Source organism: Brevundimonas sp. TWP2-1 (genome assembly GCF_049897645.1).
Taxonomy (GTDB): Bacteria; Pseudomonadota; Alphaproteobacteria; order Caulobacterales; family Caulobacteraceae; genus Brevundimonas.
The window spans coordinates 659170-677622 of the sequence record NZ_JAFCWR010000002.1 but is presented as its reverse complement, the minus strand read 5'-3'; the positions used below and the strand labels follow the sequence as shown (position 1 = coordinate 677622).

The following is an 18453-nucleotide window of genomic DNA, read 5'->3' as shown; positions in this document are numbered from 1 at the left end:
GGGAGGAGAGGAAGAAAACGAGGTCAGGCGGAAGTCTTAAGCCGTTCCGACCGGGTGACAATGTCCGTCAGCGGAACGATGCGCACGAACCTTTGCAGCGTGTTGTCCCAGTCGCCCAGCAGACGTCGGGCCAGCGGAGATGCGGTCGCCGCCAGGTGCGCCTCGACCAGGCCGCGCAGCCGTTCGGCCGCCGCCGCGTCGATGTCGGACACGCCCGCCAGGTCGCCGTTCAGAGCCCGTTCTGCAAAGCCCGGCTGGTCCAGCACGAACAGCTCGCCGCCGCTCATGCCCGCCGCCAGGTTCCAGCCGACCGACCCCAGCACGACCACCCGGCCGCCGGTCATGTATTCGCAGCCGTGCGCGCCCAGACCCTCGACCACCGCCTCGGCGCCCGAGTTGCGTACCGCGAACCGCTCGCCCGCCGCGCCGGCCACGAACAGCCGGCCCGAGGTCGCGCCATACAGGGTGGTGTTGCCGCAGATCAGCTGATCCTCGCGCCATTCCGGCGTGCGGACCGAGATCTCGGCGCCCGACAGGCCCTTGCCGACATAGTCATTGGCCTCGCCGGTCAGGTGCAGTTCCAGACCCTTGGCGGCGAAGGCGCCGAAGCTCTGGCCCGCGATGCCTTCCAGACGAAGCTTCAGCCGACCGGCCGGACCTTGCGGGCCGAACCGCCGCACGATGGCGGACGAGACGGCGGCGCCGACCGTGCGCTGGGTGTTGTTCAGCGGATAGGACAGTTCCAGCGTCTGGCCGCGATCCAGGAAGCGGACCGCGTCCTGCAGCACCCGGGCGTCCAGGCTGTCGGCGATGGGCTTGCGCGTCGTCTTGTCGGCCCATTTGCCGGCCGCGCCCTCGTCCACCTGAACCAGCAGGGGGTTCAGGTCCAGGTCGTCCAGGTGCGACCCGCCGCGACGCACCTGACGCAACAGGTCGGTGCGGCCGATGATCTCGTCCATCGTCCGCGCGCCGATGGAGGCCAGGATCTCGCGCGTCTCCTCGGCGATGAAGGTGAACAGGTTGACCACCTTGTCGGGCGTGCCGGTGAACTTCTCGCGCAGCCGCTCGTCCTGGGAACAGACGCCGACGGGGCAGGTGTTGGAATGGCACTGGCGCACCATCAGACAGCCCATGGCGATCAGGGCGGCGGTGCCGATCCCGTATTCCTCTGCCCCCAGCATGGCGGCGATGACCACGTCGCGGCCGGTGCGGACCCCGCCGTCGGTGCGCAGCGTCACCGTGCCGCGCAGATTGTTCAGCGTCAGCACCTGATGAGCCTCGGCCAAGCCGATCTCCCACGGCAGGCCGGCGTGTTTGATCGAGGTCTGAGGCGAGGCGCCGGTGCCGCCGTTGTGGCCGGCGATCAGGATGGCGTCGGCATTAGCCTTGGCCACGCCCGAGGCGATGGCGCCGATGCCCGAGGCGGACACCAGTTTCACCGTCACCCGCGCATCGGGGTTGATGGCCTTCAGATCATAGATCAGCTGGGCCAGGTCCTCGATCGAATAGATATCGTGGTGCGGCGGCGGGCTGATCAGAGTGGTGCCGGGCACGGCGTGGCGCATCCGGGCGATGAACTCGGTCACCTTGAAGCCGGGCAACTGGCCGCCCTCGCCGGGCTTGGCGCCCTGGGCCACCTTGATCTCGATCTCGCGGCACTGGTTCAGATATTCGGCCGTGACGCCGAACCGGCCAGAGGCCACCTGCTTGACCGCCGAGTTGGCGTCGTCGCCGTTGGCGCGCGGATGATAGCGTTCCGGATCCTCGCCGCCTTCGCCCGAGACCGAGCGGGCGCCGATGCGGTTCATGGCGATGTTCAGCGTTTCGTGCGCCTCGGGGCCCAAGGCGCCCAGCGACATGGCCTGGGTCAGGAAGCGGCGGCGGATGTCCGAGACGCTCTCGACCTGATCGACCGGAATGGCGACGCCCTCGCGGAAGTCCAGCAGGTCGCGCAGGGACAGGTCGGCTTGGGCGCGGACGGCCTCCGAAAACTGCTTGAAGCGGCGGTAGTCGCCCCGGTTGCAGGCGTCCTGCAGCAGGTGGATGGTCTTGGCCTCGTGGGCGTGGGCCTCGCCGCCCGAACGGATCTTGAAGAAGCCGCCGATGGCCGGGGAGGGCAGGGCCTCGCCCCAGGCCACCTTGTGCCGCTTCATCGCCGCCTGCTCCAGACCGGCCAGACCGATGCCGGAGATGCGCGACGGGGCGCCGGGGAAGAACTCGGCTGTCAGGGCGCGCGACAGGCCCAGCACCTCGAACTCGCAGCCGCCGCGATAGGCGGAGATGACGCTGATCCCCTTGCGGGCCAGGGTCTTGAGCAGGCCCGCCTCGATGCCGGCCTTGTAGTTCAGGCAGGCGTCGCGCAGCGTCAGGCCGGGATACAGGCCCCGGTCCAGACGCTCCTGGAACAGGTCCTGGGCCAGCCAGGCGTTGACGGTGGTGGCGCCCACCCCGACCAGGACCGCGAACCCGTGCGGGTCCAGCGTCTCGGCCGTGCGCACCACGATGGAGCAGTAGGAGCGCAGGCCCGCCTTGGTCAGGCGGCCGTGGACCCCGGCCGTGGCCAGGATCATCGGCGCGGCCAGGCGCTCGGCCGATCCGGCCTGATCCGTCAGCACGATCAGGGCGGCGCCGTCGCGGGCGGCGGCCTCGGCCTCGTCCATGATCCGGTCTAGGGCCGCACGCAGGCCGGCCCCTGAGCGGGCGTCGTGGGACGGCACGTCATAGCTGCAGTCGATGACCACGGTCGAACCGGCGCCGACCGTCTCGACCATCCGCTCGTACATGCCGTTGGTCAGGACCGGGCTGTCCAGCACGAAGACGTCGGTCTGGGCCTCTTCCTCGGCCAGAATGTTGCCCAGGTTCTTGAACCGGGTCTTCAGGCTCATGGCGCCCGCTTCACGCAGCGGGTCGATGGGCGGGTTGGTGACCTGACTGAAGTTCTGACGGAAATAGTGGCTCAGCGGGCGCGGCAGGGCCGACAGCACCGCCGGGGGCGCGTCGTCGCCCATCGAGCCGACCGCCTCCTTGCCGTCACGCACCAGGGCGTCCAGCAGCAGGTCAAGATCCTCGCGGCTGTAGCCGGCGGCGATCTGACGGCGGGTCAGGGCCTCGCCCGAGGCCGAGCGCGGCTCGGGTCCAGGGCCGATGATCGGCTCCAGATCGACCATATTGTCCAGCCACTCGGTATAGGGGTGGGCGGCGGACAGGGCGTCGATGGCCTCGTGCTCGTCGTACAGACGGCCGTGCTTCATATCGACGGCGATCAGCTTGCCGGGGCCGATGTGCAGGCGGCGCTTCACCCGGCTCTCGGGGATCGGCACCAGGCCGGCTTCGGACCCGGCCATCAGCAAACCATCGACGGTCTCGACCGCGCGCAGGGGGCGCAGGCCGTTGCGGTCCTTGCCCGCCACGATCCAGCGGCCGTCGGCGGCGCAGATGGCGGCCGGGCCGTCCCACGGCTCCATCACCGCATTGCAGTAGGCGTAGAAGGCCCGGTGTTCGGGCGGCATGACCACGTCGTCCTTGGCCCAGGCCTCGGGGATCAGCAGGGCCTTGGCCATCGGCGCGGGGCGACCGGCGTGGACCAGCACCTCCATGACATTGTCGAGGGCGGCCGAGTCCGACCCGCCCGGCTGGACCACCGGCTTCACCTCGCCGTCACGGTCGCCGAAGGCCTGTGCGGCCATGCGGATCTCGTGCGACTTCATCCAGTTCAGATTGCCCTTCAGCGTGTTGATCTCGCCGTTGTGGGCCATCATGCGGAAGGGCTGGGCCAGCTTCCATTCGGGGAAGGTGTTGGTCGAATAGCGCTGGTGGAAGACGGCGTAGGCCGAGACGAAGCGCGGATCCTCCAGGTCTGGATACAGGTTCCCAAGCAGCTCGGCCCGCACCATCCCCTTGTAGGCGATGGAGCGCGCGGACAGGGTGCAGATATAGACGGCGGCTAAGTTCTCGGTCTTGACCGTCTTCTCGATGCGGCGGCGGCACAGATACAGCTCGCGCTCCAGCGCCTCGCCGTCCAGCGGCTGGCCGGCGTCGTCCAGCGGCGGGGCCAGCATGATCTGTTCGATCTCGGGCCGGGTCGCCCCGGCCTTGGTTCCCACCACCGACAGGTCGATGGGCGTCTGGCGCCAGCCATAGATCCAGAAGCCGGCGCGCAGGGCCTCGGTCTCGACGATGGCGCGGGCGCGGTCCTGGGCGCCCAGATCGGTGCGCGGCAGGAAGACCTGGCCGACGCAGATCGGGCCGGGACGCAGGGACTGGCCGATGGAGGCCACCTGGTCGGCGAAGAAGCCCTGGGGCAGTTCGCACATGATGCCGGCGCCGTCGCCGGACAGGCCGTCGGGATCGACCGCGCCGCGGTGGGCCACGGCCTTCAGGCTGCGGATCGCATATTCGACCACGTCGCGGCGCGGCGTGCCGTCGATGGAGCAGACCAGGCCCACGCCGCAGGCGTCACGCTCGGAGGCGCGGTCATAGGCGTGGCCGGCTTCCAGCCGGTCGCGGGTCTCTTCGTATTGCTTCAGCCAATCGGTCATGCCGCGACCTCCTCGGTGCGGGTCTTGAAGTAGCGGTCGATCTCGGCGGCGGCGTCCTGGCCTTCGCGGACGGCCCAGACGACCAGGGAGGCGCCGCGCACCGCGTCGCCGGCGGCGAAGACGCCGGGCAGGCTGGTGGCGAAGCTGACGGAGCCGACCTTGATCGTGCCGTCGTCGCGCAGGCGCAGATCGGGTTCATGCGCCGCGAACGGCTCGGGCGAAAAGCCCAGGGCCTCGATGACGATGTCGGCCGGAATGTCGAAGTCGGCGCCGGGGACCGGGACGATGTCGCGACGCTGGCCGGGGGCCGCCTCGGTCAGTTGCATGCGCGCGGCGCGGACGCCGGTGACGGTGTCGCCCTGGGACAGCAGGGCCTTGGGCGCGCCCAGCCATTCGAAGACGACGCCTTCCTCCTCGGCGTTGACGACCTCGCGGGCCGAGCCGGGCATGTTCTCGCGGTCGCGACGATACAGGCAGGTGACGGAGGCCGCGCCCTGGCGAACGGCGGTGCGGACGCAGTCCATGGCCGTGTCGCCGCCGCCGATCACGACCACCCGCTTGCCGCGCGCCTCGTGCCAGCCGTCCTGTTCGGCGTCGCCCAGGTCGCGTCGGTTCTGGTGCGTCAGATAGGACAGGGCCGCGACGGTCGAATCCGGACCCCGGCCCGGCGCCGACAGGATGCGCGGCTGATAGACCCCCATGGCCAGCAGGACCACATCGTGGCGCTGGCGCAGCTCGGTCAGGGTCACGTCCTTGCCGATCTCGCAGCCCAGCACGAACTGGACGCCGCCGTCGATCAGGCGGTCCACGCGGCGCTGGACGACGTGCTTCTCCAGCTTGAAGCCGGGGATGCCGTAGATCAGCAGGCCGCCGGCCCGGTCGTGGCGGTCATAGACGGTGACCTGATAGCCTTCGCTGCGCAGGCGGTCGGCCGCGGCCATGCCGGCCGGGCCGGCGCCGACGATGCCGACGGTCTCGCCGCGTTCGGCCGCCGGGCGGATCGGTTCGACCCAGCCGTTGGCGAAGGCCTGATCGCCCAGCCAGGCCTCGACCGAGCCGATGGTGACGGCGTCCCAGCCGGATTGGTTTAATGTGCACGCCCCCTCGCACAGCCGGTCCTGCGGGCAGATGCGACCGCAGATCTCAGGCATGGTCGAGGTCAGGGAGGCTACACGCCAGGCCTCGCGCGGCTCGTTCTCGGCCGACAGCCGCAGCCAGTCGGGGATGTTGTTCTGAAGCGGGCAGGCGTTCTGGCAGAAGGGCACGCCGCAGTCGGTGCAGCGCGACGCCTGTTTCCCGGCCGTCTCGGTGGACGGCGGAATCGTGATCTCGCCGAAGCCTCGCGCGCGCAGTTCGGCTGTGGCCTTCGAGAGGCGGCGTGGTTCGACGACGAAAGTCCCGCCTTGCTTCAGGGTCTTATGCATACCGCGCATATGCCGCAAACGCTCGGTTCAAGGCAAATATTATTGCCGCGAGCGGTTCTCGGGCGCTGAAAAAGAAAAAATCATCCAATTGCGGATGTTTCGTCGTCAAAAGTTGCTCTGGTGAGCGGTGTGCAGCGCAACGGCTTTTGGTTCCTGGGTGCGACAATTAGGAACCTGAGCGGAGCCCGAGCGTTGCCGAGGCTCAATATGCAGCCAGAGAGTGCGATCATGCCGCGATGGACAACCCCGACCGGACCGGGAGGGTGGCTGACGCTGCTTCTCGGTCTTTTGCTGGCCATGATCGGTCTGGCGCTGACCGTCGGGGGCGTCCAACTCGTGATGTTGGGCGGCTCGTGGTACTATCTGCTCGCGGGTCTGGCGCTGATCGCAGCAGGCCTCTTGCTTGTCTATCGCGACGTTCGCGGGGCGTGGGTCTATGGGGCGGTCTTCGTCGCCACGGTGATCTGGGCGCTGTGGGAAAAGGGCCTGAACGGCTGGGCCCTGGTGCCGCGTCTGGTCGGCCCGCTGGTGCTGATGTTCCTGGTGCTGGCGACCCTGCCGGTGCTGCGGTCGCGCGGCGGGGGCAAGACGGCGGGCTTCGGGGCGCTCGGGCTTGCGGTCTTGACCGTCGTCTTCGGTTTCGCGGTCGCCCAGGCCAATCAGGCCCAGGTGATGAGCCCGGTTCCCGGCGTGCGCGGCGGCTACAACGATCCGGCCCTGCTGAAGACCGGCGCCGACTGGCCGGCCTATGGCGGCACCGACAGCGCCCAGCGCTATTCGCCGCTGAACCAGATCAACAAGGACAATGTCGGCCAGCTGGAACGGGCCTGGACCTTCCGCACCGGCGATCTGCCTGGCGAGCGGTGGGGTGCGGAGACCACGCAGCTGAAGGTCGGGAACACCGTCTATCTCTGCTCGGCCCGCAACAAGCTGTTCGCGCTGGACGCCTCCACCGGCAAGCAGATCTGGACCTACGACCCCCAGGTCGCCGACGATCAGATTCCCTACACCGCCGCCTGCCGCGGCGTGACTTATCATGCGCGGGCCAACGCCAATCCGGCCGACCCCTGCGCGACCAAGATCGTCGAGGGCACGCTGGACGGGCGCATCGTCGCGGTCGACGCTAGGACAGGCCGTCCGTGCCCGGCCTTCGGTCAGAACGGCGCCGTCAGCATCAAGACCGGCATGGGCGACCCCTATCCGGGCATGGTGTCGATCACCTCGGCGCCCGTCATCGTGCGCGGGATCATCGTCACCGGACATCAGGTGCTTGACGGCCAGAAGCGCTGGAACGCTTCCGGCGCGATCCAGGGCTTCGACGTCGAGACCGGCGCACTTCGGTTCGCCTGGGACATGATGCGCCCCGACCGCAGCGGCCTGCCGCCGGAGGGTGAAACCTACACGCCGGGCACGCCCAACATGTGGACGACGGCGACGGGCGACGAGGCCTTGGGCCTGGTCTATCTGCCGATGGGCAATTCGGCCGCCGACTACTGGTCCAGCTCGCGCCGTCCGCTGGAGAAACAGTATTCGACAGCCCTGGTCGCGCTGGACGTGACCACCGGCAAGCCGCGCTGGCATTATCAGACGGTGCATAACGACGTCTGGGACTTCGATCTCGGCTCGCAGGCGACCTTGATCGACTATCCGACCGCCAACGGCGTCGTGCCCGCCGTGCTGCTGCCCTCCAAACAGGGCGATATGTATGTGTTCAACCGCGCCACCGGCCAACTGCTGCACGGTGTCGAGGAGCGTCGCGTTCCCACGACCGGCGGCACGGAACAGGGCCAGCGTTCGCCGACCCAGCCGTTCTCGCTGTTCGCCACCCTGCGCAAGCCGAACCTGGTCGAGGCGGACATGTGGGGCATGTCGCCGATCGATCAGATGATGTGCCGCATCAACTTCAAGAAGGCGAACTATCAGGGCTACTACACCCCGCCCTCGACCAACCACTACATCAACTATCCGGGCTACAACGGCGGCTCGGACTGGGGCGGCGTGGCGGTCGATCCGGCGCGCGGGGTGATCGTCGCCAACTACAACGACATGCCCAACTACAACCGGCTGGTGCCCCGCGCCGAGGCCGACAAGTTGGGCTGGTTCCCGCGCGACGACCCTCGCTACATCCTGCAGCAGAAGGAAGCGGCCGAACGGGGCGGCAACCTGTCCAAGGGCGAAGGCGCAGGCGACCCGCAGATCGGCGTGCCCTACGCCATCGACGTCAACGCCGGCTGGCGGGTGAAGTGGACCGGCCTGCTGTGCAAGGAGCCCCCGTATGGTGGCATCACCGCCATCGACATGCGCTCGGGCAAGACCCTGTGGGACCGTCCGTTCGGCACGGCGCGCAAGAACGGCCCGTGGGGCATCGCCTCGCATCTGCCGCTGGAGATCGGCACGCCGAACAATGGCGGATCGGTGGTCACGGCAGGCGGTCTGATCTTCATCGCCGCAGCGACCGACGACCTCATCCGCGCCATAGACATCGAGACAGGCAAGACCGTCTGGTCCGACGTCCTGCCTGCAGGCGGCCAGGCCAACCCCATGATCTATGAGCAGAACGGCCGCCAGTATCTGGTCATCATGGCCGGCGGCCATCACTTCATGGAGACGCCGGAGGGCGACTACGTCATCGCTTACGCTCTGCCGCAACGCGGCTAGGCGGGACTCAAAGTCTGGCGCGGATGATGCCCATCGTCCGCGCCAGCCGCTCGTCGTCGATGCGGCCAAGGTGGGTCGCTACAGCCGCCTCTTTTCGTTCAGGGATGCTTTGCCGGGCCGCCCCCACCCGGCTTCGCCTGCGGCTCAGCCACCCTCCCCGAACGGGGAGGAAGAAGTCAAAGCTTGGCGTAGGCCTGGCGGTCAGTTTCGCTGTGCCATTCGTTAAAGACGGCGAAGGGTTCCGGAGGCCGCTCTACCTTGGTGAGCACGACTTGGTCGCCTTGCAGTCCGTACTGCAGTTCGTCGCCGTCTCGCAGGTTAAGAGCCGCGCGCACGGGCTGCGGGATGGTAGTCTTGCCCTTGGATGTCAGGCGACTGGTGATCATGCGTCGAGGTTGATGGAAAAGCCCTCTGCCTGCAAATTTACGGCCTGATCTGGCCTTGCCCGCGCACGACGTATTTGTAGGTGGTCAGCTGTTCGGCGCCGACCGGGCCTCGGGCGTGCAGGCGGTTGGTGGAGATGCCGATTTCGCCGCCGAAGCCGAACTCGCCGCCGTCGGCGAACTGGGTCGAGGCGTTGATCAGGACGATGGCGCTGTCCACCCGCGCCGCGAACCGTTCGGCGGCGGCCGTGTCGGTGGTGACGATGGCCTCGGTGTGGCCCGAGCCGTAGCGGGCGATGTGATCCGTCGCGGCGTCCAGATCGTCCACGATCCGCACCGACAGGATGGGCGCCAGATATTCGGTGGTCCAGTCGGCGTCGGTCGCCGGGATCATGGCGGGGACCAGGGCGCAAGCCTCGGCGTCGCCGCGCAGTTCGCAGCCGGCGGCGATCAGGTCGGCGGCGACTGGCGGCAGCAGGCGTTCGGCCCCAGCCCGATCCACCAGCAGGGTCTCGGTCGCGCCGCAGACCGAAACGCGCCGCATCTTGGCGTTCAGGGCGATGGCGCGGGCGGCGTCCACATCGGCGGCGTGGTGCAGATAGGTGTGGTTCAGGCCTTCCAGGTGGCTGAGCACCGCCGTGCGGGCCTCGGCCTGGACGCGGGCGACCAGGCTCTTGCCGCCGCGCGGGATGATGACGTCGATGGCGCCGGCCAGCCCGGTCAGCATCAGGCCCACGGCCTCGCGGTCGGGGGTGTCCACCAACTGCACCGCGTCGGCGGGCAGGCCGGCCTCGGCCAGGGCTTCGGCGATCAGGGCGGCGATGGCCAGGGAGGATTGCAGGCAGTCCGAGCCGCAGCGCAGGATGGCCGCATTGCCCGAGCGGATGCACAGGGCGGCGGCGTCGGCTGTGACGTTTGGCCGGCTCTCGTAGATCACGCCCAGCACGCCGATGGGGGTGCGGACCCGGGCGATGTCCAGGCCGTTGGCGGGGGTCCAGCGCTCGGTCTCGACGCCCAGGGGGTCGGGCACGGCGGCGATGGTCGCGACGGCCTGGGCCATGCCGACGACGCGGGCGGGCGTCAGCGACAGACGGTCGATCAGTGCCTCGGTCATGCCATTGGCGCGAGCGGCGTCCACGTCACGGGCGTTGGCGGCCAGGAGGGCGGGCTCGGCCGCCGCCAGCTTTTCGGACAGGAGTTCCAGCGCGCGGGTGCGGGCGGCGGCGGGCGCTTCGCGCAAGGCGGCGGCTGCGGCGCGGGCGCGCTGGCCCATCTCCAGCATTTGGGGGTCGAGCATTCGGATCTTCAGATCGGTCATCGGTCGTCCAGCACCATGTCGTCGCGGTGGATCAGCACCGAGGCCCCGCGATAGCCCAGCAGGGTCTCGATCTCGTCGGAACGGCGGCCGCGAATGCGCGCGGCCTCGTCTGCGGCGTAGGCGGCCAGACCCACCCCGACCGAGCGTCCGTCCGGGTCGGTCAGGCGCACGCAGTCGCCCTTCTCGAAACCGCCGGACACGCCGGTGACCCCGGCGGGCAGCAGGCTCTTACCCGCCTTCAGCGCCGTGACCGCGCCGGCGTCCAGCGTCAGGGTTCCGGCGGGCGACAGGCTGCCGGCGATCCATTGCTTGTAGGCGGCCATCGGCCCGTCGGGCGCGGCGATCAGGGTGGCGCGGGCGCCTTCGCGAACGGCCGACAGTGGTGCAAGCGATTGGCCCGAGGCGATGATGGTGGCGCAGCCTGCCGAGCGCGCGATCTGGGCCGCCGCCAGCTTGGTCGCCATGCCGCCGGTCCCCACGCCCGCATCGGCGTTGGCGCCCCCGCCCATGGCCAGGATGTCGGGGCTCAGCGTCTCGATCAGGGGCAGGTGGGCGGCGCTCGGGTCGCGGCGCGGATCCGCGGTGTAGAGGCCGTCCACATCCGACAGCAGGATCAGCAGATCGGCCCGCGCCAGCTGGGCCGTGCGCGCCGCCAGCCGGTCGTTGTCGCCGTAACGGATTTCCTCGGTGGCGACCGTGTCGTTCTCGTTGACGATGGGAATGACGCCGTGGGCCAGCAGGGCCTCGACCGTGGCGCGGGCGTTCAGCCAGCGGCGGCGCCGTTCGGTGTCGTCACGCGTCAGCAGCACCTGGCCGGCGATCAGGCCGTGCGGGGCCAGGGCTTCGGACCAGGCGGCCATCAGCAGGGATTGCCCGACGGACGCCGCCGCCTGCTTGTCCTCCAGCCGCGCCCCCAGGCCTGGCAGTCGGCCGCGGCCCAGGGCGATGGAGCCGGACGAGACGACGATGACCTCGCGGCCTTCGGCTTTCAGCGCGGCCAGATCCGAGGCGACGGCGGCCAGCCAGTCGCGCGTCGGCCGGCGCGTGGCCGCGTCGATCAGCAGGGACGAACCGATCTTGACCACGACGCGCCGCGCGGCCGCCAGGGCCGACGCAGCGTCAGCTCCACAGCTTGGGCTCGGGGGGAGGGCGACGGCCTGGGACATGACGGTTTCTCTAACGCGAGTATTCGGGCTTGTCTCTTGCCGCATCGCGCCGCAATGCAGGCGAATGATGGAATCTCTTTCCCCCATTGCGGCGGGTGGTCTCGGCAGTCTGGCGGCGGGCATGATGACGGCGGTCGGCGCCGCGCCCCTGCTGTTCATCAAAAGGCCAGGCGTTCAGACCCAGAGCGCGCTGTTGGGTTTCGCCGCCGGGGTCATGCTGGCGGCGTCCTTCTTCTCGCTGATCATTCCCGGCGTGGACGTGCTGCAGGCGGGCGGGGCCAGTCAGGCGGCGGCGGCTGGAGTGATGGCGGCGGCGGTGCTGATCGGGGCGACGGTGATCGGCCTGATGAACCGGTTCGCGCCGGTGGACATGCTGGCCATCGGCCCGGCGGGATCGCGCGACCTGTCGCGGCGCATCTGGCTGTTCATCATCGCCATCACCCTGCACAACTTCCCCGAGGGCGCGGCCGTGGGCGTCAGCTTCGGCGGCGGCGACATGCATCAGGGCCTGTCCACGGCACTGGGCATCGGCATCCAGAACATGCCCGAGGGGCTGGCGGTTTCGGCGGCGATGGCGACCCTGGGCTATGGGCGTTGGCCGTCCTTCCTGGCGGCGCTGGCGTCTGGTCTGGTCGAGCCGGTCGGGGGCCTGATCGGGGCCAGCGTGGTCGATGTGCTGCCCGGCGCCCTGCCGTGGGGCCTGGGCCTGGCGGCTGGGGCCATGATCTATGTCGTCACCGCCGAGATCATTCCCGAGACCCGCGAGAAGTCCAAGGGCGAGGGGTCGATGATCGGTCTGATGATCGGCCTGGTGGGGATGATGTTCCTGGACATCGCCCTGGGGTAAAGCCCGCGCCTGAAACGCGGCGTGACCGCGCACCGAGGCGTTACATCGATTTACATCGGGGGCGGGGGTTGAAGCCGCCGGGGGCGAGAGGCTAGGCCTGCGCTCTCGCTGCTCGATTAGTCCCCCGCAAGGAGCGCCACCCGTATGACGCGACCTCTCAAGCCTGCGGCTTCCCGTAGAAATTTCTTGTCTGGCCTGGGGCTTTTGGCCCTGATGGGCGCCGGAGTTTTCCCCATGCCTGTATCCGCCCAAGCGTCCCGCACCGTCGCGCGTCACCGCCAGAAGATCGAGGATCTGATCGCGGCCATGACGGTCGAGGAGAAGGCGGGACAGCTGAATCTGCTGGCCGATCCGTTCCGGTGGATGCCCACGGCGGTGAACCCGCTGGACGGCACGGGGGACCCCGCACGCGTCACCGCCCTGATCCGCGAAGGCAAGGTCGGCAGCCTGTTCAACGGCATCGGCGCCGAGACGGGCCGCCGCATCCAGCAGGTGGCGATGGAGGAAAGCCGGCTGAAGATCCCGCTGCTGTTCGCGGCGGACGTGATCCACGGCCTGTCCACCATCTTCCCGGTGCCGCTGGCCGAGGCCGCGGCCTTCGACACCGAACTGGCGCGGCGCACCGCGCGAGCGGCGGCGGTCGAGACGGCGGCCTCGGCCGTGCACCAGACCTATGCGCCGATGGTGGACGTGGCGCGCGATCAGCGCTGGGGCCGCAACGTCGAGGGCGCCGGCGAGGACGTGCTGCTGAACAATCTGCTGGCCGCCGCCCGGGTGCGCGGCTTCCAGGGCGACAAGGGGCTGGACGACCGCGACGCCGTCCTGGCCACCGCCAAACACATGGCCGCCTATTCCGCCGCCGTCGGCGGGATGGAATACAACACCACCGACATGAGCGAGCAGACGCTGCGCGGGGTCTTCCTGCCGCCGTTCAAGGCGTCGGTGGACGCCGGCGCCCTGTCGATCATGAGCGCCTTCAATGACGTGAACGGCGTGCCGGCGTCGGGCAGCCGCAAGCTGCTGACCGACATCCTGCGCGGGGAATGGGGCTTCGAGGGCTTCGTGGTCTCCGACTACACCTCCGAGCAGGAGCTGGTGGCCCATGGCTTCGCCGAGGATGGCCGCGACGCCGCGCGTCTGGCGTTCAACGCCGGGGTGGACGTGTCGATGGTGTCGGGCCTGTATCTGGAGCATCTGCCCGGCCTCGTCGCCTCGGGCGAGGTGTCGATGGCGCGGCTGGACGAGGCGGTGCGCCGCGTCCTGAACACCAAGGCGGCGCTGGGCCTGTTCGACGATCCCTATCGCGGCACCGATCCGGTGCGTGAAAAGGCCGTCGTGGGCGCGCGCGAGCATATCGAACTGTCGCGCGAGGCGGGCCGAAAGTCGGTCGTGCTGCTGAAGAACGAAGGCGGCCTGTTGCCGCTGAACAAGAGCCAGAAGATCGCCCTGATCGGCCCGTTCGCCGACGACGTGGACAATGTCTGGGGGCCGTGGACCATCTGGGGCGCGCCCGAGCGTCGCGTCTCGCTGGAGGCCGGCTTCCGTGCGGCCATGAGCGACCCGCAAAAACTGACCATCGCGCGCGGGGCGGGCGTCGAGGCGCCGCTGGCCGGCGGGATCGAACAGGCCATCGCCGCCGCCCGCGACGCCGACGTCATCGTCCTGGCCATCGGCGAGGCGACCAATATGTCGGGCGAGGCCCAGTCGCGCACCGAGATCGTGGTGCCCGCGCCGCAGATGGCGCTGGTCGACGCCATGACGGCCCTGGGCAAGCCCATCGTCATCCTGCTGCGCAACGGCCGGGCCCTGGCGCTGGAGGGCAATGTGAAGAACGCCCAGGCCATCGTCGTGACCTGGTTCCTGGGCGAACAGATGGGTCATGCCGTCGCCGACGTCCTGTTCGGGGATCACGGCCCGTCGGCGCGCCTGCCGGTCAGCTTCCCGCACAAGTCGGGTCAGCAGCCCTATTCCTATGACCGCAAGACGACCGGCCGCCCGGCCAATCCCGATCTGGCGACCGAGGAATACAAGTCCCGCTATCGCGAGACGCCCAATACGGCGCTCTATCCGTTCGGCTATGGCCTGACCTATGGCGCGATCAGCTATGGGCCGATCGAGATGGAAAGCGACAAGCTCCAGTGGGCCGGCACGCTGGACGTCGCGGTGACCGTGACCAACACCGGATCGCGCGCGGCCGAGGAGCTGGTTCAGCTCTATATCCACGACCGGGTCGCCAGCCTGACCCAGCCGGGGCGGCTGCTGAAGGACTTCAAGCGGGTGTCGCTGCGTCCGGGCCAGAGCGAGAAGGTGACCTTCACCCTGAACCCGCGCCAGCTGGGCTTCATCGGGGCGGACGAGACCTGGCGCATCGAGCCGGGCCTGTTCGACGTGTGGCTGGCGCCGCACGCCCAGGGCGGGGCGACGGCGACTTTCCAGCTGATCGGACCGGCTTCCATCACCGATGGTCGTTGACCCAGGCGACTGCAGGGCTTAACGACGCCGCCGTTTGCCTCCGGCCGCCTTTCGGGCCGGATTCGTGTGTAGGAGCGCGCCCATGACGACGAAGATTCTTCCGGGCGCCACGGGCGTCCTCGCGCTCGCCGACGGCACGGTCCTGCAGGGGATCGGCGTCGGCGCCGTCGGTTCGGCCCTGGGCGAGGTGGTCTTCAACACCGCCATGACCGGCTATCAGGAAATCCTGACCGATCCGTCCTACATGAGCCAGATCCTGGCCTTCACCTTCCCGCACGTCGGCAACACCGGCACGAACGTCGAAGACATCGAACAGATCGGCGGCGGGTCGGACACCTCGGCGCGGGGCGCCATCTTCCGCGACGCGCCGACCGATCCGGCCAACTATCGGTCCGACGCCAGTTTCGACGACTGGATGAAGCGGCGCGGCGTGGTGGGTCTGGCCGGCGTCGATACCCGCGCCCTGACCAAGATCATCCGCGACAAGGGCGCCCCCCACGCGGTCATCGCCCATAATCCGGACGGCCAGTTCGACCTGGACGCCCTGATCGCCCAGGCGCGCGCCTGGACCGGCCTGGTCGGCCTGGACCTGGCCAAGCCCGCCTCGACGCTGCAGGCGTTCGAATGGGACGAGGGCCTGTGGGAATGGCCGGAAGGTCATCCGAAGACTGAAGGCCGCAAGCAGGTGGTCGTCATCGACTACGGGGTGAAGCGCAACATCCTGCGCGCCCTGGCCTCGACGGGCGCCAAGATCACCGTGGTCCCCGCCACGACGACGGCGGAAGAGGTTCTGGCCCGCAATCCGGACGGCGTCGTCCTGTCGAACGGTCCGGGCGATCCGGCCGCGACGGGCGAATACGCGGTGCCCGAGATCCAGAAACTGGTCGCCAGCGGCAAGCCCCTGATGGGCATCTGCCTGGGTCACCAGATGCTGGCCCTGGCCTTGGGCGCCAAGACGGTGAAGATGGAACAGGGCCACCACGGCGCCAACCATCCGGTCAAGGATCTGACCACCGGCAAGGTCGAGATTGTGTCGATGAACCACGGCTTCACCGTCGATCGTGACAGTCTGCCGGACGCCGTCACCGAAACCCACGTCAGCCTGTTCGACGGCACCAACTGCGGCATCGCCGTCAAGGATAAGCCGATCTTCAGCGTCCAGCACCACCCCGAGGCCTCGCCCGGCCCGGCCGACAGCCTGTATCTGTTCGACCGGTTCGCCGACCTGATGAGCCCGCGCTGACGCCATGAAACAGGGGGCGGTGCGGTCGGACTATCTGGACTGGCTGGCCGAGGCGCTGGAGGTCGGACGTCGGTTCGAGCCGCTTCCGGACGGCGATGTGGTGGTCGGCTACGCCACCGGATACGACGCCGCCGACATCGCGCCCTTCGTCCTGTCTCTGCGGGCCGTGTTCGACGGGCCGGTCGCCCTGGTGGTGGACGCCGAGCCGGCCCTGCGCGCCTTCCTGGCCCAGCATAAAGTTATCGCCGTCGATGCGCCCGTCTGGCGCGGATGGGCTCCCCATCCAGTGATGCAGCGGTTCGTGGCCTTCGCCGGTTTGCTGGGGGATCGTCCCGGCGCGGCCTTGGCCTGCGACGTGCGCGACGTGATCTTTCAGGCCGCGCCGTTCGCGCCGGCGCCCGAGGGTCTGGAGGCCTTCGTCGAGGCCGAGACGCCGCTGGCCGATCACGCCTTCAACATGAAATACCTGCGCGCCCTGTTCGGCGAGGGGATCGCGGCGTCGTTGGCCGACAAGGCCTGCCTGTGCGTCGGCACGATCCTGGGGCCGCGTGCTGAGGTTTCGCGGCTTTCGCGGCTGATCCTGTCGCTGGCGGCGACGCCGCGTTCGGAGTTCGGCGGGGCCTTCGGCGCCGATCAGGCGGGCTTTAACATGGCGATCCATCAGGGGCTGGTCGGCGCGTCGATCCGACCCAACTACGGCCGCGTGGCCACCCTGGGCCTGACGCCCGGCGACACCCTGACCTTTGCGGACGGCAAGGTGATCAATCCCGACGGAAGCCTCAGCCCCATCGTCCACCAGCACGACCGCCATCCGCATCTTGATGCGCCGGTCCATGCCCTGTGGGGCGGCGGGCTGGAGCACCGCAAGCGCGTGCGGCCCAAGTCGGCGGGCCAGAAGCTGGAGAAGCTGAAAGCCTCTCTGCGGCGCCGGACGCCCGAACTGCGCTGATCACTCTCGCGGCTTAGGGCAGGGGCGCGAAGCTGCGCTCTTCGCGCAGGGCGCTGGCTTTACGAACCGCCATGGGCGCGGCGTGCAGCCAGTAGTCGGCGTCTTCGAGCCGCTGTTCGCGACGACGTTCCTGCCCGCGCATCCGGCGCAGGGCGGCGTTTTCCAGCAGGCGCGCATGCAGGGCGCGGGGCGACATTTCGACGATGGCGGGGGAGCCGGGGACGGCGACGGCGTCGGGGCCTTGGGGCTCCACCGCCGGGCGGGCGATGGCGATGAACATGGGTGTCTCGGTTCAGGAGGGGAGAGGCGCTTCTGCGCCGAGCTAACGATGGGTTAACCACAGGCTCTGTGGATAGTTCCTGAGTGCGTCCGAAAAAAGTCCGTGAATCGAAGGGCTTACTGCCCGGTTCCGAACAAAATAGTTACTGAAATCTTAATCCGAGCTCGGAGCGATCGCTCGACGGACCGACGGCGGCTCCTGACTATCTTCCGTCAATGTGATCGCTGAAGCGCGAACACGGCCAACCCTACCCAGGCCACCGCATATTCAATACCTCAGCCATCCAGCCATCTACGGCGCTTGCGGAATGTCGCCGGTCCCCTTGTACTGCGATGTGGAACTCCCTTGCACGGAAGCTCTCATGTAGTTCGGCAGGCTTTTCGACGTGATAGATAGCGTCGCGAGAATAGATTTGAACGAGATCATTGAAGGACGCGACTTCCGACACCGAAAGCGCGAGCGTGACTCCCTCCGGGTATATTGGATAGCTTCCGGGACAGAACCAAAGGACGGCAATCGTCGGCGTTAAGGCGACCATTGCCATGGCGCGCAGTGGAATGTGCGAGTTGTCATGGAAGTTGTGCATGAAGCCGTCGCCGAACAGGAAGCTAGGCGTAGGAGCTATCAAGATCCCAATCTTACCACCTGTCCGCATTGCAGTGGCAAACGGCTTTTGAAGCTGTGAGAGAGCGCCTCCAGCCGTAAACTCGACGTTCCTCGGCTCCGCGAAACCTGCCCAATGAACCTGACGATGCGCGATGTAACGTTCGGTTTGCGCGCGCATACGCGGGCTCCGTACCACAAGCGATGCCAAGCATTCGGCAAGCTGTGAACGGTAGGGCTCTCTGATGGATAGCCCTTGGGTTCGCCCGCGATGTGCGGACGCCTGATCCGATAGCCAGGCGATCAGGCCTGGGAACGAACGGTCAGCCAAGTCGAACGCAGGCTCATACGTCATATCCCAAGGGCTTCCCCCCTCGGACAGAACATTGAAGCCGTCTGGACGGTAGGCGGTGCCGCCCGGAAAGAACCTTTTTGTATCGCCCCAACTGTTGGTGCGCTCCACTCGGCCATCGGGTCCAATCCAAGCGGCCTTCATGAGGCCGATCGGGAACCAATGATGTTCTTCACCGTGAATCGGCTTTCGCATGAACCGACGATATATCGGCTTTGCT

The 18453-nt window shown here is 68.4% G+C and carries 12 protein-coding genes; 5 read left to right on the top strand and 7 right to left on the bottom strand.

Going from position 1 to position 18453, the window contains the following annotated elements:
* Positions 1 to 23 precede the first annotated feature (23 nt).
* Together gltB and ACP7BH_RS13570 are read right to left on the bottom strand one after the other, a co-directional pair.
* Entirely contained in the window at positions 24 to 4538 is a 4515-nt protein-coding gene (gltB, locus tag ACP7BH_RS13575; RefSeq protein WP_425986040.1) for a glutamate synthase large subunit, read from the bottom strand.
* Positions 4535 to 5962 (bottom strand): NAD(P)-dependent oxidoreductase, encoded by a 1428-nt coding sequence (locus ACP7BH_RS13570; RefSeq protein WP_425986038.1) that lies wholly within the window; start codon positions 5960 to 5962, stop codon positions 4535 to 4537. The genes gltB and ACP7BH_RS13570 overlap by 4 nt, the downstream gene beginning before the upstream one ends.
* Before the next feature lie 228 nt (positions 5963 to 6190).
* On the opposite strand from ACP7BH_RS13570, the gene ACP7BH_RS13565 reads away from it, so the two are divergent.
* On the top strand, positions 6191 to 8620 hold the full coding sequence (locus ACP7BH_RS13565) for a membrane-bound PQQ-dependent dehydrogenase, glucose/quinate/shikimate family (protein ID WP_425986036.1): 2430 nt from the start codon (positions 6191 to 6193) through the stop codon (positions 8618 to 8620).
* 176 nt (positions 8621 to 8796) lie between these two features.
* Here the strand turns inward: ACP7BH_RS13565 and ACP7BH_RS13560 are convergent, their stop codons facing one another.
* Genes ACP7BH_RS13560 through proB form a run of 3 tightly spaced genes read right to left on the bottom strand, consistent with a single transcriptional unit; the run spans position 8797 to position 11487 of the window.
* Positions 8797 to 9006 (bottom strand): AbrB/MazE/SpoVT family DNA-binding domain-containing protein, encoded by a 210-nt coding sequence (locus ACP7BH_RS13560; RefSeq protein ID WP_425986034.1) that lies wholly within the window; start codon positions 9004 to 9006, stop codon positions 8797 to 8799.
* A 37-nt stretch (positions 9007 to 9043) separates the two neighbouring features.
* Positions 9044 to 10321 (bottom strand): glutamate-5-semialdehyde dehydrogenase, encoded by a 1278-nt coding sequence (locus ACP7BH_RS13555; protein ID WP_425986032.1) that lies wholly within the window; start codon positions 10319 to 10321, stop codon positions 9044 to 9046.
* Positions 10318 to 11487 (bottom strand): glutamate 5-kinase, encoded by a 1170-nt coding sequence (gene proB / locus ACP7BH_RS13550; protein ID WP_425986030.1) that lies wholly within the window; start codon positions 11485 to 11487, stop codon positions 10318 to 10320. The genes ACP7BH_RS13555 and proB overlap by 4 nt, the downstream gene beginning before the upstream one ends.
* A gap of 67 nt (positions 11488 to 11554) precedes the next feature.
* Between proB and ACP7BH_RS13545 the strand changes: the two genes are divergently transcribed.
* The 4 genes from ACP7BH_RS13545 (at position 11555) to ACP7BH_RS13530 (ending at position 16998) form a co-directional block, all read left to right on the top strand.
* Complete coding sequence (locus ACP7BH_RS13545; RefSeq protein ID WP_425986028.1) at positions 11555 to 12334, top strand: ZIP family metal transporter; 780 nt, start codon at positions 11555 to 11557, stop codon at positions 12332 to 12334.
* 234 nt (positions 12335 to 12568) lie between these two features.
* A complete protein-coding gene (locus ACP7BH_RS13540) occupies positions 12569 to 14806 on the top strand; it encodes a glycoside hydrolase family 3 N-terminal domain-containing protein (RefSeq protein ID WP_425986026.1) in 2238 nt (745 codons plus the stop codon).
* An 82-nt stretch (positions 14807 to 14888) separates the two neighbouring features.
* Positions 14889 to 16049, top strand: coding sequence for a glutamine-hydrolyzing carbamoyl-phosphate synthase small subunit (gene carA / locus ACP7BH_RS13535; protein WP_425986025.1), 1161 nt, complete (start codon positions 14889 to 14891; stop codon positions 16047 to 16049).
* A 4-nt stretch (positions 16050 to 16053) separates the two neighbouring features.
* Positions 16054 to 16998, top strand: a complete 945-nt coding sequence (locus ACP7BH_RS13530) for a hypothetical protein (protein WP_425986023.1) — start codon at positions 16054 to 16056, stop codon at positions 16996 to 16998.
* Between the two features lie 13 nt (positions 16999 to 17011).
* Here the strand turns inward: ACP7BH_RS13530 and ACP7BH_RS13525 are convergent, their stop codons facing one another.
* Both ACP7BH_RS13525 and ACP7BH_RS13520 read right to left on the bottom strand, forming a co-directional pair.
* Positions 17012 to 17278 (bottom strand): hypothetical protein, encoded by a 267-nt coding sequence (locus ACP7BH_RS13525; RefSeq protein ID WP_425986020.1) that lies wholly within the window; start codon positions 17276 to 17278, stop codon positions 17012 to 17014.
* A gap of 247 nt (positions 17279 to 17525) precedes the next feature.
* Positions 17526 to 18428 carry a hypothetical protein gene (locus ACP7BH_RS13520; protein WP_425986019.1) on the bottom strand — a complete coding sequence of 301 codons (903 nt, stop codon included), beginning with the start codon at positions 18426 to 18428 and terminating at the stop codon, positions 17526 to 17528.
* Positions 18429 to 18453 lie beyond the last annotated feature (25 nt).